Source organism: Rubinisphaera italica (genome assembly GCF_007859715.1).
Classification (GTDB): Bacteria; Planctomycetota; Planctomycetia; order Planctomycetales; family Planctomycetaceae; genus Rubinisphaera; species Rubinisphaera italica.
On record NZ_SJPG01000001.1, the window covers coordinates 3,756,273 to 3,773,966 of the forward strand.

General features: G+C 48.0%; 11 protein-coding genes. 4 read left to right on the plus strand and 7 right to left on the minus strand.

All coding sequences use genetic code 11. From position 1 onward, the window contains the following. Window positions 1-106: 106 nt before the first annotated feature. From Pan54_RS14045 to Pan54_RS14060, 4 genes are all read right to left on the minus strand, one after another. Window positions 107-2,137: a hypothetical protein gene (locus tag Pan54_RS14045; protein WP_146504077.1), complete on the minus strand. Its 2,031-nt coding sequence runs from the start codon at window positions 2,135-2,137 to the stop codon at window positions 107-109. Window positions 2,138-2,336: 199 nt separating this feature from the next. Beyond that, window positions 2,337-3,269, minus strand: a complete 933-nt coding sequence (locus Pan54_RS14050) for a type II secretion system F family protein (protein WP_146504078.1) — start codon at window positions 3,267-3,269, stop codon at window positions 2,337-2,339. Between the two features lie 140 nt (window positions 3,270-3,409). After that, a complete protein-coding gene (locus Pan54_RS14055) occupies window positions 3,410-4,387 on the minus strand; it encodes a type II secretion system F family protein (protein ID WP_146504079.1) in 978 nt (325 codons plus the stop codon). Window positions 4,388-4,574: 187 nt separating this feature from the next. Beyond that, entirely contained in the window at window positions 4,575-5,900 is a 1,326-nt protein-coding gene (locus Pan54_RS14060; RefSeq protein ID WP_146504080.1) for a CpaF family protein, read from the minus strand. A 227-nt stretch (window positions 5,901-6,127) separates the two neighbouring features. Between Pan54_RS14060 and Pan54_RS14065 the strand changes: the two genes are divergently transcribed. After that, window positions 6,128-6,706 (plus strand): flavin reductase family protein, encoded by a 579-nt coding sequence (locus Pan54_RS14065; RefSeq protein WP_146504081.1) that lies wholly within the window; start codon window positions 6,128-6,130, stop codon window positions 6,704-6,706. A gap of 95 nt (window positions 6,707-6,801) precedes the next feature. Here Pan54_RS14065 and dnaA read toward each other — a convergent pair whose 3' ends face one another. Beyond that, entirely contained in the window at window positions 6,802-8,322 is a 1,521-nt protein-coding gene (gene dnaA / locus Pan54_RS14070; protein WP_146504082.1) for a chromosomal replication initiator protein DnaA, read from the minus strand. A 597-nt stretch (window positions 8,323-8,919) separates the two neighbouring features. Beyond that, a complete protein-coding gene (locus Pan54_RS14075) occupies window positions 8,920-9,906 on the minus strand; it encodes a GNAT family N-acetyltransferase (RefSeq protein WP_146504083.1) in 987 nt (328 codons plus the stop codon). A gap of 183 nt (window positions 9,907-10,089) precedes the next feature. On the opposite strand from Pan54_RS14075, the gene Pan54_RS14080 reads away from it, so the two are divergent. Continuing rightward, window positions 10,090-11,907: a vWA domain-containing protein gene (locus Pan54_RS14080; RefSeq protein ID WP_146504084.1), complete on the plus strand. Its 1,818-nt coding sequence runs from the start codon at window positions 10,090-10,092 to the stop codon at window positions 11,905-11,907. Between the two features lie 138 nt (window positions 11,908-12,045). Beyond that, the gene (locus tag Pan54_RS14085) at window positions 12,046-12,843 is read left to right on the plus strand and encodes a bestrophin family protein (protein WP_146504085.1); all 798 of its coding nucleotides are present in this window, start codon (window positions 12,046-12,048) and stop codon (window positions 12,841-12,843) included. Window positions 12,844-13,017: 174 nt separating this feature from the next. Here Pan54_RS14085 and glgP read toward each other — a convergent pair whose 3' ends face one another. Continuing rightward, window positions 13,018-15,165, minus strand: a complete 2,148-nt coding sequence (glgP, locus tag Pan54_RS14090) for an alpha-glucan family phosphorylase (RefSeq protein ID WP_146504086.1) — start codon at window positions 15,163-15,165, stop codon at window positions 13,018-13,020. A gap of 207 nt (window positions 15,166-15,372) precedes the next feature. On the opposite strand from glgP, the gene Pan54_RS14095 reads away from it, so the two are divergent. Further along, window positions 15,373-17,493 (plus strand): YfhO family protein, encoded by a 2,121-nt coding sequence (locus Pan54_RS14095; protein ID WP_146504087.1) that lies wholly within the window; start codon window positions 15,373-15,375, stop codon window positions 17,491-17,493. Window positions 17,494-17,694: the final 201 nt, after the last annotated feature.

The following is a 17,694-nucleotide window of genomic DNA, read 5'->3' on the forward strand; positions in this document are numbered from 1 at the left end:
ATGCCTTGGAATTCAGTTCGCAGTGAAGTTCGTTTTTTTTAGTAACTCTAATTAAAGCTACTCATCACAACCGAATTCGTCAATATCTCTTTGTCCAGTTCCTGGATTATGTGGATTTCGTGTCGTCAGCTGGAGTTTCATCAGAGTTGTCAGCCGCTTTGGCTTCGGGCGGAATCGCATCTGCTTTCTCGTCTTTATTTTTTTTGGCTTTCCCTTTGAAGAGACCACCAAACATCGACTTCTTTGGTTTCTCTTCTGTCTTACTTTTTGCTTCCGTCGTATCTGAATTAGCAGTGGAGACTTCAGGAGTCTTTGTTTTCTCTTTCTTCAAAGCTTTTTTGTCAGAGGTTTTCTCTGGCTGTTCGCCCTTAGGTTTCTTCTTCAGCAATCCGCCCAGGCTGAACTTCGATTTGGCTTCCTCCTTAGTTCCTCCCTCATCCGATTCTCCTTCTGCGGCTTGCTTCTCTTTGAGTTTCTCTTCTTCCGTTTTTTCTGGCTCGGGAGCCACAACGGATTTCAAATGGAAGAGTGGGTTCTTACCAAATTTCTGCTCACACTTAGGACATTTGGCTTTTGTAAGGCCGGCAGGTTTTTTACCACCAAATTTCTGTTCGGCGCGATGTTCTTCACACATCGCAACTTCGCCGCATTGACAAAGCCAGCCCACTTCTACAACGTGTAATGCGGGATCAGCCTGATAATATTCAGGTAACTCAAGCGATTCAAATTCATGCTCGGCTAAAGCACACGTGTGCGTAGCGGTCTGAGTTTGGAGTGGAATACCATCCATTTTCAGGAAATCAGATTGATCAAGAATCTCAGCCAACCACATCTGCACTTTGCGATATTGCGAGAGAGTCAAGACAACGCAACGCGTTGGCGGCTCTTTGGGAGGAGCAGGCTTCTTGGGTTTCTTTGGCTTCTTACCCGGTTTTGTTTGCGTTAACGAGGGATGTTGAGTTTCTGCTGCGATAACAGGAGCAGGTGGCAATTCTATTGCTAACACTCCCGGACCAAACACCTGTTCGCCATTTGTGAAGTTATTGTCATAAGGAGGCTGAACCAGGAACAACTGTGAAAGCTGTCCTTTGGGAAGAACCTCGAATCGATCTGTCGGAAGTGCCTGCATGGGCTTCCCTGATTGCAGATGTTCGGCCACATTCTGCCGAACCGTTTCCGCCTGTTTGGCAGCGTTCCCCTTCACTCCTTTTTGTTTTGGCCAGACGAAAATCAATTCATCGTTCCAGCGAATTAAATCAGGGGTTTCCCCTTTGCCTTTGAGGGCATTCGCCTTGGGCTTGAATTTGGCGATGGCGATTTCATGCCAGTGGACGCCTTCAATTTTGAGTTTCTCAGGCAGAGGCTCTTTTTTTGTTTCCTTTTCAGCCTTCTTACTTTTTGGCTTATCGATAATCGGAACCAGAAACGGCAATGTGCATTTGGGGCATTGTCCGATTTCTCCCTGATGGTATCGCTGAACGCGAATTTTACAGTCGCCGCAAGGTCCCTGGATGAGAAACGTATTCTTAGGCGCGGCTTTCTTCTTACGTGATTTTTGACGGGAAAGCTCTTTTTCCTCTTTCTCTGCCAGTTTGAGCAGGTCTTCCTCTTCTTCGACTTCTGGTTCTAGCTTGGCAACGGGTGCAGACTCGGCTTCTTCTTCGTCATCATCGAATGCGGGGGCATCGTGATTAGAATCTGGAAACCAATTCTCTTCCGCTTCGACCATGTCAAAGCTGACATCCAACTCGAAATCGTCATCGTCTTCGTCTTCGTCGAGTGATGGAATGGCAGTCGCATCAGACTGTTGAGTTTTCGCAGTTATTTCCTGGATTTCTAAGTCATCATCTTCAATGATCGCTGCCGGCCTCAGGAGCATTTCCTGATAGACTTTTTCCATGTCTTCCTGCATAAAGGCACCGCATTGCCAGCAGCGAACCAGCCCTTTGCGGTTCATGGCTTTGCAGTCACGACAGGCAATTTCATTGGAACCGTCGTAACGATCGTCCGAGGATGTATAAACATCCGCGACGTGGTCGGCTCCTTCCTGCAAAACATGGTGACACTGGGGACAGATTAACGTGTCATCCAGAATGAGGGTTTTGCATTTCGGACAGGTAGATATCGATGAGATCATAATGCTGAGAATACAGTTAAATTCAACGACGGAATGGCAATAACAGAAAAACGAATGTAGATGCTCTCAATAAGTGAAGGAGAATCTTCATTCATTGTGCAATATCTCATCGATCTTAACAGGAAATTCCTCCCAGATCAGCCTGATCACATGTTTTTTCCGATTCCACAATCGTTACAGAACGTGTAACCGCAATCGTTTACATCGCCAGCAGACTGTCCATCATCGAAATGGCAGCTGGTCCAACCAGTACCACGAAGATTCCGGGAAAGATGAAGAGCACCAGTGGAAAGATCATTTGCACCGCAGTTTTTTGAGCTTTTTCTTCTGCCATTTGCATACGTTTGACACGCATACTGTCGGACTGAACCCGTAATGCCTGGGCGATTGAGGAGCCGAAGCGGTCGGCTTGAATCAGAATCGCAGCCAGGGCTTTCATATCGTCGACACCTGTGCGAACACCCATATCGTGCAGCACTTCGCGTCGGGGACGGCCCATTTGTAACTGAAAGTTTGCCAGATTAAATTCTGAACAGATATCTGGAGCAGTATCTGATAATTCTTCCGACACCCGTCGCATTCCGGCATCGAGACCGAGACCGGATTCCACACATACGACCAGCAGGTCGAGTGCATCAGGCATCGTCAGGAAGATATTTTGCTTACGCTTCATGCGCAGATATCCCATGACCAACTCCGGAATATAAAATCCAAGTCCTGCTCCAACTGCAAACGCCGACCAGCCACTTTGGGTGTTCCCCCAACTGATGAATCCAAAAGCCGCACCGATAATCACGCCTACAATCATCGAAAGTAGTTTGATCGAAAGGAAAACCTGAGGAGCTGTGGGGGAATTAAAACCAGCATTGGCCATGCGGACTTTCAGAACACTTTCTTCCAGTTCCGTTTTCGGTTTCAAGGCCTTCGACAATGTCGGGGCAGCCTTGCCGATCATGCCGGAAACACCTTCCGACTTTTCCTGCTGTTCTTTGTTGCGACGTCCGGGATCGCGAATGTCCATCAGACGTTCGGAAACGCGATCGTCCTTTTCGCTGAAATGGCTGACGGCAAACCAGATCAAAGCCGAGATGCCGCCAAAAATTGCGTACGGCAGAATTGTGACCATATCCATTGTCGGAACCTCGAAATTGAACTTCTATAAATATTATTTGTAGGACAGGCATCTTGCCTGTAATTATTGAATCATTGATTAGCAGAAAACGCAAAATGTTAATTCAGACAGGCTGGAAGCCTGTCCTACCTGGCAACAACTCAAATCTTAATTTCAATAATCTTTTTAATGGTGATCGCCCCCAGTATTTGCAAGAAGACGGCTCCTGCAATCATCTTGCGGCCTAACTCTTCAGTGAAGAGGAGCATCATGTATTCTGCATTCAGGTAGTACATCACGAAAAACAGCACAATCGGCAGAGCCATCAATACGACGCCACTGATACGACCTTCCCCAGTCAAGGCTTGAACCTGTCCCATAATGCGGAAGCGTTCACGAACGATATGTCCGATCTTATCGAGAATTTCCGCCAGATCTCCCCCAGCCTGACGTTGTATCGCAACTGCAGTCACGAAGAATTTGAAGTCGAGGTTCGGCACACGACGAAATACATTCTTTAATGCCTGATCGATCGGTATCCCGAGGTTTTGTTCTTCGTAGGCCATTCCGAATTCGTTGGAAATTGGTTCTGGCATTTCATGGACGACCACCTGAATCCCGGATGCCAGACTATGACCAGATCGCAATGCCCGGGCAATCAATTCCAATGCATCCGGTAACTGAGCACCAAATCGGGCAAAGCGTCTTTTCCGTCGACGTAAAATCCACATGTACGGCAAAATGCCTGCAAATATTGCACAAACCGGCAATAACGGGGTAGGAGCATGAGCGGCCATTCCTCCGACAACTCCAACAGCTGCAAACACAATCGAAATAACCGCAAAAACTTCAATCCCAATCGGAGAGTGAGCCTGCTCGAAAATCAGTGGGAGATTTCCGAACTTGGAAATCAGATTGTTAAAGGCTTTCGACATCCCGCCGACGCCATCTTTAAGCATCTGCTTCTTGAGAATCTTATCGTCGTCACCATCTTCTTCCGTATCGTTCTTGTGGCCGGTCAGGACCTGCAGACGATCTTCAACATCGGTATTGCTGAAGTCATTCATTACCAGCATGATGGCAACAATAATCGCAACAACAGCGACAAAGGCAACAATTGAAATGAAAAGTGGATCCATGTGACACCTGAATTTATCTGATCGGCAATAGCAGTTGCTTCAGCCAATTCCTGCAAAACGAAATATTCTGAAATGCATGCATCTGATTGAAATTAAAATTATATACTTGTTCCCAAGGTCCTCCTTGGGAACAAGTTGAATTAATCATCACTTGTAGGTCAGGCACTGCCTAACCTACAGTTTTCAGTTATCCCAATACTCGGGCTGAAAACAAATTGCTCGGCAATCGAACTCCAGCCGCTTCCATGCGATCCATGCAGTGAGGACGAACCCCCGTCGATTCAAAGTGACCATACGCACGTCCGTCTTCAGAAATTCCATCCTGTACGAACAGGAAAATATCCTGCATGATGATCGTTTCCTGCTCCATGTTGAGCACTTCGGTTATATGAGTCACCTTTCGAGGACCACCCTGCAGTCGATTCGACTGAATGATCAAATCGACGGCTGCACTGAACTGCTGGCGAATCGCTTTCATCGGCAGTTCGATTCCGCCCATCGAAATCATGGTTTCCATACGGGAGACGGCATCGCGAGGATTGTTAGCGTGAATCGTGGTCAGCGAACCTTCGTGACCCGTGTTCATCGCCTGCAACATATCGAGCGTTTCTGCTCCACGACATTCCCCGATGATGATTCGGTCTGGTCGCATACGTAGTGCGTTCTTCACGAGGTCAGTCGCAGAGACGCGGCCTTTCCCTTCGATGTTGGCTGGACGTGTTTCGAGCCGTAGCACGTGATCCTGCTGAAGTTGAAGCTCGGCTGCATCTTCAATCGTAATGATACGATGATCTGGCTGGATGAAACTCGACAGTGTATTGAGCAATGTCGTTTTACCGGAACCAGTACCCCCAGAAATCACTGTATTCAGACGTGCCTTAGTGGCTCCTTCGAGGAACATCGCCATCTCTGGAGTGAAAGCTCCAAATTTGAGGAGACTTTCCAGCGTCAGCGGATTCGCCCCGAACTTTCGAATCGTCAGTGAAGGACCATCCAGAGCCAGCGGCGGGATGACGGCATTCAAACGAGACCCATCCGGCAGCCGGGCATCGACCATCGGGGTACTCTCATCGACACGTCGTCCGACGCGTGAAACGATTCGATCCAGAATCTGCAGCAAGTGAGCATTGTCGCGGAATGTGACTTCCGATTTGACAATTCGTCCCGCTTTTTCCAGAAAGACATTCTTGGGACCGTTGATCATGATGTCGGCCACGTCATCCATTTTCATCAGGATTTCGAGAGGGCCGAAACCGAAGGTCTCATCGAGAACTTCGTCAATCAAGCGTTCGCGTTCGGAACGGTTCAGCAGAGGATTTTCGGTATCGCACAAATGCTCGACAACAAGACGAATTTCTCGTCGTAGCGTATCCCCTTCCAAATCTCCCAGGCGAGACAGATCGAGCTTATCGACCAACTTGCCATGAATCAGACGTTTGAGGGTTTCAAAATCGTCCTGAGAAAAAACACCATTGCGGGTTGTGCGTGTTTGAGGAGGTTTTACAGGGGCCATCGAGAGTCTCCATCAGCGTTGTAATTGTGCATGATTCCATTGTTATGCTTGCAGAAGTTCGACAAGTTGATGCACGCTCTTCGCTCAGCATTCATGTCGCGTTCTACTCAACACTTAACCATAGTTCACAATGAGTACGTGCGCAGTTCAGAGTGATTACAATTGATAAGATTTTTCCCGAACGGCATATTCAATAAATAGAGTGCCTCTTAACAGGTTTGGACTGTATGAATTCTGACGATAATCCAATTTCAAATGACCCCTTCGCATTGATCGATCCTCAACTCTGGTTGATTACATCGGCCTCCCAGAATCGCCGTAGTGGTCTAATTGCAACGTTTGTGACAAAAGCATCGATCGTGCCGGATTGTCCGCGGTTTGTCATCGGACTGGCTCGACAGCATGAAACCTGTCGGCTTTTGGAAGAATCAGGCACCTGTGTACTGCATCTCTTCAGTCAGGAGAAATGCGAATGGGTAGAGAAGTTTGGAGTTCCGTCTGGCGCGAAAATTGATAAATTCGCACAGATTGATATTCAAACGCTTAAAACAGGAGCCCCTGTTCTTTCAGACGCAATCTGTGCATTCGATTGTCAGGTCGAACGGAATTGGGAAACAGGAGACCGAATTCTGTTCCTATTGCAAGTGGTCGAATCAAAAATGCTCAATCCGGGAACCCCACTCCGTTTCACTGAAATGTGGAATACAGCCTCGACGGAACTCTGCCAGAAGTTGTCGTTTTTGTTAGTAAGAGATCAGCAAATCGACAGGCAGGCCATTATGAAATGGCGGGAAGCATCTGAATAGAAAATCGATCTGTATGAAAGGAACCACGGATGGACACGGATAAGCACGGATTTTCAAGATCTGCGTTTATCCGCGTCCATCCGTGGTTCAAAATTCTATCCAACCTGCAATTGTTCTTCGAGAGTTGAAACAATCTCTTGAGCAGACCATTTGCGGGTTGAAATCTGGATCGATTCATTTCGTTCGAGCATCTGCTTCATTCGCTTTTCAGCCGACATGACCGTGCTGTGATTGCGACCGCCATACTGTTTACCGATTTCATGATAAGCAGCCTGCGTCCATTGACGAGACAGATACATGGCCAGCATCCGCGGCTGAGAAAGATTGCGGGATCGTTTGGCAGAAATCAAATCTTCCGGCTGGACCCCAAACAAATTACAGACGGCATGTTGAATATCAGATGTCCGTACAATCTTCAGACAGTCCCGCTCGAGGTCGCGTAAAATCTCGCGGGCGGCGGTAATGCCGACCATTCGTTTAGTCATGTGATGATAAGTCTGCAGGCAATTGATCGCTCCGATCAGTTCACGCACATTGCGTGAAAACTTTGTCGCGACAAAATCGATTGCATCATCTGTGACAGGCAGAGAAAGTTTATCGGTATGACGCCTGACAATCTCACGACGAGTTTCCAGATCGGGAGATTCCAATCGTGTGACCAGTCCTGAAAGGAATCGGGTACTCAGTTCAGGCCGCAGGTGAGTCAGCATTCGAGGATGTCGATCTGCTGCCAGTACGACCTGACGACCGTAGGAAATCAGTTCCTGGATCGTATGACAGAACTCTTCCTGAAAACCTTTCTTGGCATCCAGAAAATCGATGTCATCAACAATCAACACATCGACTGCTCGAAACTTTTTTCGGAAAGCCGGTAGCGATTTTTCATAAAGAGCTTTCGTGTAATAGTTCCCGAATGCTTCTGCGGTCAGGGACATCACTTGCCAATCGGGATAGTTTTGTCGGACTTCCCGATGTATCCCTTCGAGCAAATGCGTCTTCCCGATTCCAACCCCTCCGTAATAGTAGAGCGGATTGTATTGCTCGCCGGGATGTTCGGCGACAATTTTAGCCATGGCATGTGGGACATGATTTCCCGGGCCGGTCACGAAATCGTTCAGACTTGCAAATCGACGCCGGCGGGGAGCCAGTCGGCCGCGAATCTTTTGATTCTTTTTCATCGCAGGCAGAGTAGCCGCAGTTGTGACTGACGAACCATCCTTCGATTCTTCATTCGCAGAATGAGGTAGTGTCGTTACCACGGACTTCACTTCCGATGAAGATGAAACTTGAGACTGAAACGCACTCAACTGTTCTGCCGCTGCCGCATCGACTTCAAAGCGAACCTGCGCAGCAAGCCCCAGACATTCTCGGGCGATTTGAGTTGCAGGTTGCTGAAATTCTTTCGACATCCATTTAGTGAGAAAAGGACTGGCGACTCCCACCACTAACACGTCACCATGAATGGTAACCGTGCTGCGGTTTTGAAACCACTTCTGATAGCGTGATTCTCCAATGAGTTGTCGCAAACTCTGCTGAAATTTTTCAGCATATGGGCGATCTGTAGAAATCGATTGGGTCGAACCTTCATTGCTCGAATGACTCCATTCGGGTGGCATCTTGCGTCCCCAGCTAGCCGTTGGTTTTCCTGATCATCATCCCAAAGAATATCAATTGCGAAGATATTCGTTCTACCTGCTGGGGAGATCAGATCTTTAAGGGAGCACTGTGATTAAATCACATCCTTGTACAGCGAGTTATCCTGATAGACTCGTTCGATAAGTCTATTTCCCAGGATTTGATTCCCAACACGCAAAACATTCCCCGCCAGATTTCGCCGTAATGGCGAACTGGGCGAGTTCATTCGGTTGGTTATCAGAGAGTTATAACGGGTTATTAAATTGACAGAAAGGGTTGGTCAGCCCAAAAATTCGAGCTCGTCCCAAATACATACAACACATGGTAAATACTGAGAGTTTCTCAAAGTTATTTTATTCGAGAGGTCTCATTCAGTTGGTTGAATGGACTCAGGTTTTACTCACTCAGCGGCGTCGATCGTATCGATCTGAAACGGTGTGTCAAACGTAAAAATCTGATAAAGATTTCGCGAAGCTTAAACTTTTTTTCGGTTCTCCCAAAGGTCTTGAACTGCATGAGATTGCAGCATCACCGGTCGCAGAAGTAGACCTCAAAGTATTGTCCAAAACGTGCTGATTTCAATCTCCGTGTTTCTTCAGTGGGCGAAATAGAATCCGTTGTTCCGAAATCTGAACGAACCCCAACGATGCGTAAAGTCTTACTGCTGGATGATTTCGGGCATCTACCCCTAGAAAAACCGATTTCTCATCTCGTTCAAATTTCTGGAGCGCTTGTGCGAGTGCTGTTTTTGCAAATCCCTGTTTTCGGTATTTTTCTGTAATTCCGATATAAATCAATTCGACTTGCTCAAACTCGGTATGTTCTGCAAAAAAGAGAATCCCAACCCCTTCACCTTCATGTTCAATGACAAGCCACCATTCAGGATGGTACTTCCCCTGAGTCTGATGAGATCGAATGGCCTGCTCTCCGGTTCGCTGGCCCTGGAGTTCAGGAAAATCCTGTGAATTTTCATAAGTGCGATCGATCAATTTTGCCAGCTGATACTCGTCAATAATTTTCTGATAGGGAATCAACTTCAGGTTTTTGCGCATGGCAGATCTGGGCAGGCCGGATTTCATTGCAGCCTTCCTCGCCAGGAAAAGCAAATTCCCTAACTCTTGAAATTTGGACTTCTGGAAGACTTCCAGATTCACCTCCTGATCAGCACTGACGGAACACTGCATGTGTGTGCAATCGCAGGAGTGAGCAACCTTGGTAGCGTAATTGAGCAAGCAGTCTCGAATTTCGTTCCTCTTTTCGGCAATCACATTTTTTACACAGACCGAAGGTGGCCAGACCAAACCTGTTCCATCTGGCTGGACAATCAGTAGAATTGCTCCAAGAATAATGGGGGAGGAGTTTTGTTCGTCAGTTGTTTGACTGGCAACCAGTAAATTCGTCAGATCAAACTCACCAGTTTCCGCCTGATTCAGTATCAGTGAGACATCGTGATCAAGCTGAAAGGAACCGGAATCGCGAACCAGAAGTTCGAGCGCATCTCGCTGCTCTGTGATAGTTCGTGCAGGACGAATTTCCCCTGAACTCGAAAATGTCTGATCATTCATAATCAACCCACTTCGGGTAAGCGACGATATCAATTGTCATTTGCATTCAACTTTTTCAGAATAACCATCGGCCCTATGCACCATTCGGACACCATTCTGAGGATTCAACACGAACCTCGACCGATGATATCGCATCATAATGCCAGTCCATCCCTTTTCTCCAATCTAAGGAAAGGGTAATTGATGTATTTCGCAAATCCCTGGGGTTTACTTGGATTGCTGGCCTTACCGATTATTGCCGTGATCCATCTCTACCATCGACGATTTCCTCCTCTACCAATTGCAGGCCTGCATTTATGGACTCAGGAAACACGAAAGGACTCTCCTGGTAGAAAACGTGAGCAACTTCCCATTACTCGTTCACTACTACTGGAACTGCTGGCTGCAATACTGATTGCTTTACTTCTGGCAGATCCTCGAGATGCCTCAACGATGACTAAGCCCCACCTCGTGGTTGTACTCGATGATTCCGCCTCGATGTCTGCTCAAACCGGTGGAAGCTCTTCAAGGGAACGGGCAATTGACTGGCTTAAAGAGCAGGAATCCTCACTGGGACGTGGCGGCGTTGTTTCTGTATTGCTAACGGGTCTCCGTCCGACATTAATCGCTGGCCCCCGTGCGAGTTGGCAGGAAATGTTGATCGCGCTGGAAGATTGGCAACCCCAATCGACCAGCCACGATTTTGGACCAGCATGGGATCTGGCGGCTCAACTGGCCGGTGAACAAGAAGGCCGGATTGCGTTCCTGACAGATCGTCTTCCCGGCGAAAGCGAAATTGTCCCCGAACGAATGGAGACTGTTTCTGTCGGTCGAAAAATGAACAACGTCGCAATTACCGCCGCTCGCTGGTTATTCGATGCCGACACAGGCGAAGGAACTCTGTTTACACGCATTGCCAATCTGGGATCTGAGGAGGCGACGGTTCAACTCTCCGCAACGGCTGGCTCGAACCAGTTGATTGATGAGCCGATCTCTCTTCCTGCCAATACGGAAAAAGCAATGCAGTGGGCTGTCCCAGGAGGACTCTCACAGATTCAATTTAAAGCTGAAGCCCAAAATGATCCGCTTGCAATCGATCATGAAATCCTCCTGATTGAACCAGAAGTCCGACTGGTGACAGTCGCAGTAACTTTACCATCGAATCACTCTGCCTTTGAACCAATCAAAAAAATCCTTGGTGTGTTACCGAATGTTCAACTGGGCGATCCCCCCAATTCCGATTTGATCATTTCCCAGGCCGCGGAGAATCCTGCTGGAGACCGCTCGCTCTGGTGGCTGGGGATCGGTCCGTTAAATCCGAACACTGTCGCCGAAAACGGAAAGACGTTAATCGGCCCCTATCTGATCGAAAAACAAAATCCGTTGATGAATGGGATCGTTCTGGGTGGAGTTGTCTGGGGTGGAATCCAAAATGCGCCCGAAGAATTAACGCCCATCGTTAGTGCCGGTTCGACTTTACTCTTTGGACAGCGACTGGATACTTCGTCCAATGCTTATTTGCTCAATATCGATCTGGCCTCAACGAACTTAACAGAAAGTCCCGACTGGCCGATTTTCTGGACGAACCTGATCGAACAATGTCGTATTTCACGCCCCGGTTTTCGTCGCTGGAATTTTCATCTCGATGAATCAATTCCGTTTACTCTTCCGTTGGATAGCCTTGAAAAATCGGAGCAACTGACCCTCAAGCATGGGGAAACAGAAAAGTCGCTCGTTCGAATGGAAAATATGGAAATTCCTCCTCGATCCGAAGTTGGCTTGTATCAAGTGATTGATGGTAAAGAATTACTAGGAGAGTTTGCGGTCAATTTTTTCGACCGGGAAGAATCCGACTTAACACAACTGCTTCCCGGAGAGCGTCCTTCCAGTATCCGTGGTCCCGCACTGGGGATCCATGTTGATAACCCCTTCTCCTGGCTGCTGGTCATTGGATTGCTGATGACACTAGGAGCCATTTATTACGACTGGGCGATCACGCGCTCGAAGAAATTCGCGGCCTAAGCAGGCATGAATTAGACCATTTTCAAATGGTATCTGCAGTCGCATGGACATCAAATGTCCTAAAAACGATGTGTTTGCTCCTGCTGAACACTGCAGGTAATTTTTGAATTTGCTCTAGAAAACGACTGACGACATTTTATGAACACGCTGAATAAAGTTGGAATCGGCGCTGCAGTTGTTGCCTGTTATGGATTGCTGCCACTCTGGAAAGAAAATTCACAATTTGCGAATGTGGGTGATACACCGGCTGAATTACATGCCGCTCTCACTTTGGTGCTGGGCTGGTTGCTCGTATTTCGTACCAACAAGGCTTACGAACGCTGGTGGGAAGCGCGAACGTTATGGGGGCAACTTGTGAACGCAAGTCGCAATCTGTCAATCAAATTGAATCGACTGACTCGGCTCTCCGAAGCCGACCGATTGAAATGTCAGGAAATCCTCCGGACTTTTCCGCAAGTCCTGCGAGACCATCTGAGAAAACCAGTTGATCCGAATCAATATCCCATCTTCGATCAACTCGCCTCCTCAATTACCCATACACCAAGCAATCTGGTCAATCGAATCTACGAAATTCTGGCCGCTGGCAGGAAACAAAATCTGCTTGATGGTGATGAGCTGAGAGTGATTGATGAGGACTTGCGAGTTTATCTGAATATTTGCGGCGGGTGTGAGCGGATTCGAAAAACATTGATTGTCAGTTCCTACCGTACGTTCTCTCGACAATGTGTGTTCCTGTTTTTACTGACGCTGCCCTGGGGGATTATTGAGGACTTTGGCTGGTGGACTCCCATCCTGACGGGCATGATGGCTTACTTCATGATTGCCATGGAAGTCGTCGCAGAACACATCGAAGAACCGTTTGGTTACCATGATGAAGATCTGAACCTGGATGCTCTCTGCCAGACAATTGAATCATCGGTCAATGAGTTGATGTAGGTGTTTACAATCAGTAATTCCGGGGGCTTCGCTGCACTACGACTCCAGTTGTTCTATGAAAGCTGAGGGCTTTCATAGAAGCCACACTTTTGTATAAATCGAAAAAAGCGAGTGAGTCCCATTGGTCTGGACTCACTCGCTTTCGTTTCGTGTTTGTCTGAATGTATCAGAAAATTACGGCATCATGCGCATTTCTGCGGACTCGCCGCCGGCTGCCGGAATGTAGGTTCCTGTCACGTAGTCCATCACCATACGGTCAGCATTATATCGCCAGCCGAGAGTTTTGACGGAATGCTTCATTCGCATAATCCAATCCTGAGGCAGATCATCGGTATCGCGCTCGTAGTAGATTTTGACAATTTGATTTTCCAGAACATCAATCAGGCTTTCCGCATCCCGTTGATCCTGAATGTCGTCATTGGCGTGGATATGGCCATCACCGATTGCGAAGCCGTTTGTCTCGTCGTAGGCTTCCGCCCACCAGCCATCCAGCACCGAGAAGTTCAATCCACCATTGAGTACGACTTTCTGGCCACTCGTCCCGGAGGCTTCCAAAGGACGACGTGGGTTATTCAACCAGACATCGACTCCTTGCACAAGATGGCGTGTGAAGTTGATGTCATAATCTTCGAGGAAGACAATCTTACCGCGAAACTCGTCAGTCTCGGAGAGCCTGACAATTTTCTGCAAAATCGATTTGCCGATTTCATCAGCAGGGTGAGCTTTTCCGCAGAAGATGAACTGGACAGGACGATTGGCATCGTGCGCAATTCGAGCGAGACGTTTGGCATCGTGTAAAATCAGGTCTGCTCGCTTATACGGTGCAAATCGACGGGCAAAGCCGATCGTCAATGCCTGCGGGTCCATCATTTCTGAAAGATCGGCCAGTTCACTGTCACTCGCATTTTTACGAGCGGCCTGCTTCATTAAGCAACTCCGCATATAAACAATCAGGCGAGCTTTAAGAGCCTGATGAGTTTCCCACAATTCTCCGGGTGTGACTTGTTCGAACCCGGCCCACACTTCCGGTTCTCCGGTACGCAGGAACCACTCAGCTGGAAGTACGCGATCGTAAATGACTCGCATTTGAGTCGCCAGCCAGGAGTTCACGTGTACTCCGTTCGTAATGTGCCCGATTGGGATTTCTTCTTCACTGCGCCAAGGCCACAAACAAGCCCACATTTTTCGGGAAACAACACCATGCAAATTGGATACGGCATTGGCACGACGAGAAGTTTTGAAAGCAAGAACCGTCATACAAAACGTTTCGTGATGATTTTGCGGATCGACTCGACCCAATGCCATTAAGCCATGATGATCGAGTCCCAGTGCATCGCCCATTGGTCCGAGATGATAATCGATCAACCCACCATCGAAACGATCGTGACCTGCAGCGACAGGAGTGTGAGTTGTGAAGACACCTGAAGCAGCTGTTTCGCGAAGGGCATTGTCAAACGTCATCCCATCTTTATGCATGCGTTGACGAATAACCTCCAGTCCCGCAAATGCGGAGTGTCCTTCATTCATATGAATGACACGAGGATTGATTCCAATCGCTTCCAAGGCGCGCATTCCGCCAATGCCAAGTAACATTTCCTGACGGATTCGGGTTGTTTGATCTCCTCCGTACAAGCGGGCGGTCAAACTGCGAATTTCGTCAGAATTTTGTGGGACATTGGCATCGAGTAAATACAACCGGATGCGACCAACCATGACATGCATGATGCGGGCATAGATTTTTTCATTTCGAGTTTCCACGGAAATGATAATCTCTTTCCCGTCTGGACCTTTGAGAACCGTCAGAGGCATCGTTTCAGAATCGACCTCGGTATAAGTTTCCTGTTGCCAGCCGTTTTCATCGATTGCCTGTGAGAAATAGCCTTCATGATAAAACAGACCAATTCCAACTAGAGGAACACCGAGATCCGATGCACTTTTCAAATGGTCGCCTGCCAGAACTCCCAAACCGCCCGAGTAGACCCGCAGCGATTCGTGTATTCCGAATTCAGCGGAAAAATAAGCCACAGGCCGAAAATTCAGCAGTCCCGCATGTGTATCTCCCCAAGTGGAATCGGAAGCCAGATATTCTTTGAACCGTCGGAAGGCCCAGTTAATTTTTGAATGCAGAACTTCCTCGCGACAGCGTTTTTCAAGCTTGTTCGGAGTATATTCTTTGAGTAACTGGACGGGATTATGGCTCAATTCGGTAAACCGGATGGGATCGATGCGGCGAAAGATATCGTCCACCTCCGGCTGCCAGCTCCACCAAAGGTTATTTGCGATTTCAGTCAACTTCGCGTGGACAGTCATCTCTGCGGGCATGTTATGCATCCTTCATCAATTGTCATGCGTGAGTGCGTCACTGTTTACAACTCGGAAAAGATCCTAAACTGAGTGAGGTCAATTTATCTCTCTGTGAATATTTTGGATCATTCCTATGGCAGTTCAACACTCAGTATAGCGACTTGAAGACCGTGCTGAAAAGTTGTCCGCTTATTCCGTTTTGAAAAGTTTTTTACGTCAAAGTATATGGATACTTCCACTGACCGTCGTCCAATGAAAATGAAATCGTCTGCGATTCTTATCACACTCGCTGTTGGAATTGCACTGACGATGTGGTTCTGGCTTGACCTGTGGCTGGGAGGCGGATTGATTGGCGGGGATGTTTACACCTATTACTTTCCTCAGAAAACTTTTTATGCAGAAGCCCTCAAACAGGGACACATTCCACTCTGGAATTCGCTCGTCGGACATGGATATCCCCTGGTGGCAGAAAGCCAGACGGGTGTTTTTTATCCATTCAATCTGTTGTTTTATCGATTCCTGAATGTCAACACGGCTTACAATGTGAACCATCTGTTTCACTATGTTCTGGCATTCTGTGCGACAGTCTGGCTGGCACGGGATCTGGGAATCTCACTGTTCGGAGCTTTACTTTCCGGACTGGTCTTCGTGTATGGATGGTTTGCTCCACGATGTTGCCTTGAATGGGCGATTCTGACGGGAGCCTGGTTACCACTCGCTCTTGCTATGTTCAATCGCTATTTCCGAACCAGAAATTTCTTGTGGCTGTGGGGTCTTTCTGGAATACTATGTCTGCAATTGCTCCCCGGACATTTTCATCTGGCTTTCATCACATTGATTTGTCTCACACTGTGGTCACTATGTGAATGGATTTCAGAGTTACGTTCAAAAAAAACTCCGGAATTGACTGAGAGTGAACCTGATGAACCCTCTGTGAGCCGCTTTGCCAGTTCGACTGCTCAAACTTTGATATTTCCTGCACTTGCTATTTCGGTGGGAATACTCCTGGCGAGTCTGCAATTGTTGCCAACTTGGTCGTTGAAACAAAACAGTCAACGAGAAACATCAGCCTCTGCAGACTTTGATCCAGGATACGGACACATCCCTCCCCGATATCTCTCGCAAGTGATTATGCCCTGGTACTGGTATGGTCGGGCCCATGAACTTGATAACCGACTGAATGCGCATCAGTTTCTCGATTACCCGACCGCGACTAATCCTGTTGAAGCTCATCTGTATTTCGGGATATTGCCCATGATCCTGGCTGTTGCAGGAGGGATTTCATTATTTCATTCCCACAATGAAAGCGATCGACGATTGCTATGGCTGGGCGGGTTCGGGCTGCTGGCTCTTGTCTATGCAACTGGGTGGCTGCTGCCGTTGTTGCAAAACGTTCCTGGTTTCAGTTTCTTTCGAGGCCCCGGTCGCTATGGCATTGTTACGGCCCTTGCTGCAGCACTCTGGTCCGCTCGTGGCTGGGATACGATTCGTCAATTTTTGGGACCGAGATGGAAAGTCTTGTTAGCAATACTGATTGGCATCGGCACCCTGCTCGATCTTTCCTGGGTCAGTCAGAAAATCACCTATGCATTTATGGTCCCGGACACGCCGATGACTCGAATTGAAAAGAGTCCGGTTCGTCAAATGCTCAAAGACTTACCTGCTCCTGCACGCTTGTTTGGACCAGGGCCAAACTTATTGACAATTACAGGTGTCGCTGCCACGCCGGTTTATCTGGGAATCGGACCAGCCGAGTATTTCGATCCGAAACTGACCTATCCGGAATCCAAAACTGATGCGCCAGAAAGCCCCTGGGCGACATTCACTGCCGAACAAACCCAATGGCTTCAGCAAGCCGGGGTGACTCACCTTTTGACTTATGCACCACCCGATCCTCAAAATGAGTCCTTGCAATTGTTGTGGCAGGGAATGGACCCCTTATTAAATGGAGCCTGGGGGCGATATCAGGAACCAATCTATCTCTCTGCACTGCTCGGCACGCGGGGACGAGGCTCATGGGATCAAAACTCTGAAAGCACTTCGATCAACTGGAAGCAGGAGTCCTCTGAGCAAATAACTCTCCAGGTTGAAACTCCCATCGCTCAGCAACTCATCCTGACCGAACTTTACGATCCCAACTGGATGGCCACGATTGATGGTCAACCCGCTGAGTCAATCCGCATCGATGGCATGTTCCGTGGTCTGGAGATCCCCGCAGGCTCTCATCAGGTCACTTGGAACTATCGATCTCGTAGTTTTCGATGGGGTCTGATGATCTCCATTGCAGGATTTACAATTTGGGCGATGGCTGGAACCTTACTGATTACAAAAACTCGACGGCCATAAGTCATTAACCCCAAGGGAGTTATGCGATCAACCCTGATTGAGGTCACTTTTGAGGAGTCACTCCCTCTTGTTTCACAATGGGCCAAAACACGCATCTGGACTCGATAGTCTGAAACGACTACAATTCCGCCACGCGAATGGAATATCGCGTATCGGATTCTCTTCGCAGAGATCCGATGAATCGTATCGATCAGTTCTTGC

Excerpts from the sequence above, each read along its gene's own strand:
- Pan54_RS14050 (WP_146504078.1), bottom strand. The coding sequence starts at position 3,269 with ATGGATATGGTCACAATTCTGCCGTACGCAATTTTTGGCGGCATCTCG.
- Pan54_RS14060 (WP_146504080.1), bottom strand. The coding sequence starts at position 5,900 with ATGGCCCCTGTAAAACCTCCTCAAACACGCACAACCCGCAATGGTGTT.
- glgP (WP_146504086.1), bottom strand. The coding sequence starts at position 15,165 with ATGCCCGCAGAGATGACTGTCCACGCGAAGTTGACTGAAATCGCAAAT.
- Pan54_RS14095 (WP_146504087.1), top strand. The coding sequence starts at position 15,373 with ATGGATACTTCCACTGACCGTCGTCCAATGAAAATGAAATCGTCTGCG.
- Pan54_RS14045 (WP_146504077.1), bottom strand. The coding sequence starts at position 2,137 with ATGATCTCATCGATATCTACCTGTCCGAAATGCAAAACCCTCATTCTG.
- Pan54_RS14075 (WP_146504083.1), bottom strand. The coding sequence starts at position 9,906 with ATGAATGATCAGACATTTTCGAGTTCAGGGGAAATTCGTCCTGCACGA.
- Pan54_RS14085 (WP_146504085.1), top strand. The coding sequence starts at position 12,046 with ATGAACACGCTGAATAAAGTTGGAATCGGCGCTGCAGTTGTTGCCTGT.
- Pan54_RS14055 (WP_146504079.1), bottom strand. The coding sequence starts at position 4,387 with ATGGATCCACTTTTCATTTCAATTGTTGCCTTTGTCGCTGTTGTTGCG.
- Pan54_RS14080 (WP_146504084.1), top strand. The coding sequence starts at position 10,090 with ATGTATTTCGCAAATCCCTGGGGTTTACTTGGATTGCTGGCCTTACCG.
- Pan54_RS14065 (WP_146504081.1), top strand. The coding sequence starts at position 6,128 with ATGAATTCTGACGATAATCCAATTTCAAATGACCCCTTCGCATTGATC.
- dnaA (WP_146504082.1), bottom strand. The coding sequence starts at position 8,322 with ATGCCACCCGAATGGAGTCATTCGAGCAATGAAGGTTCGACCCAATCG.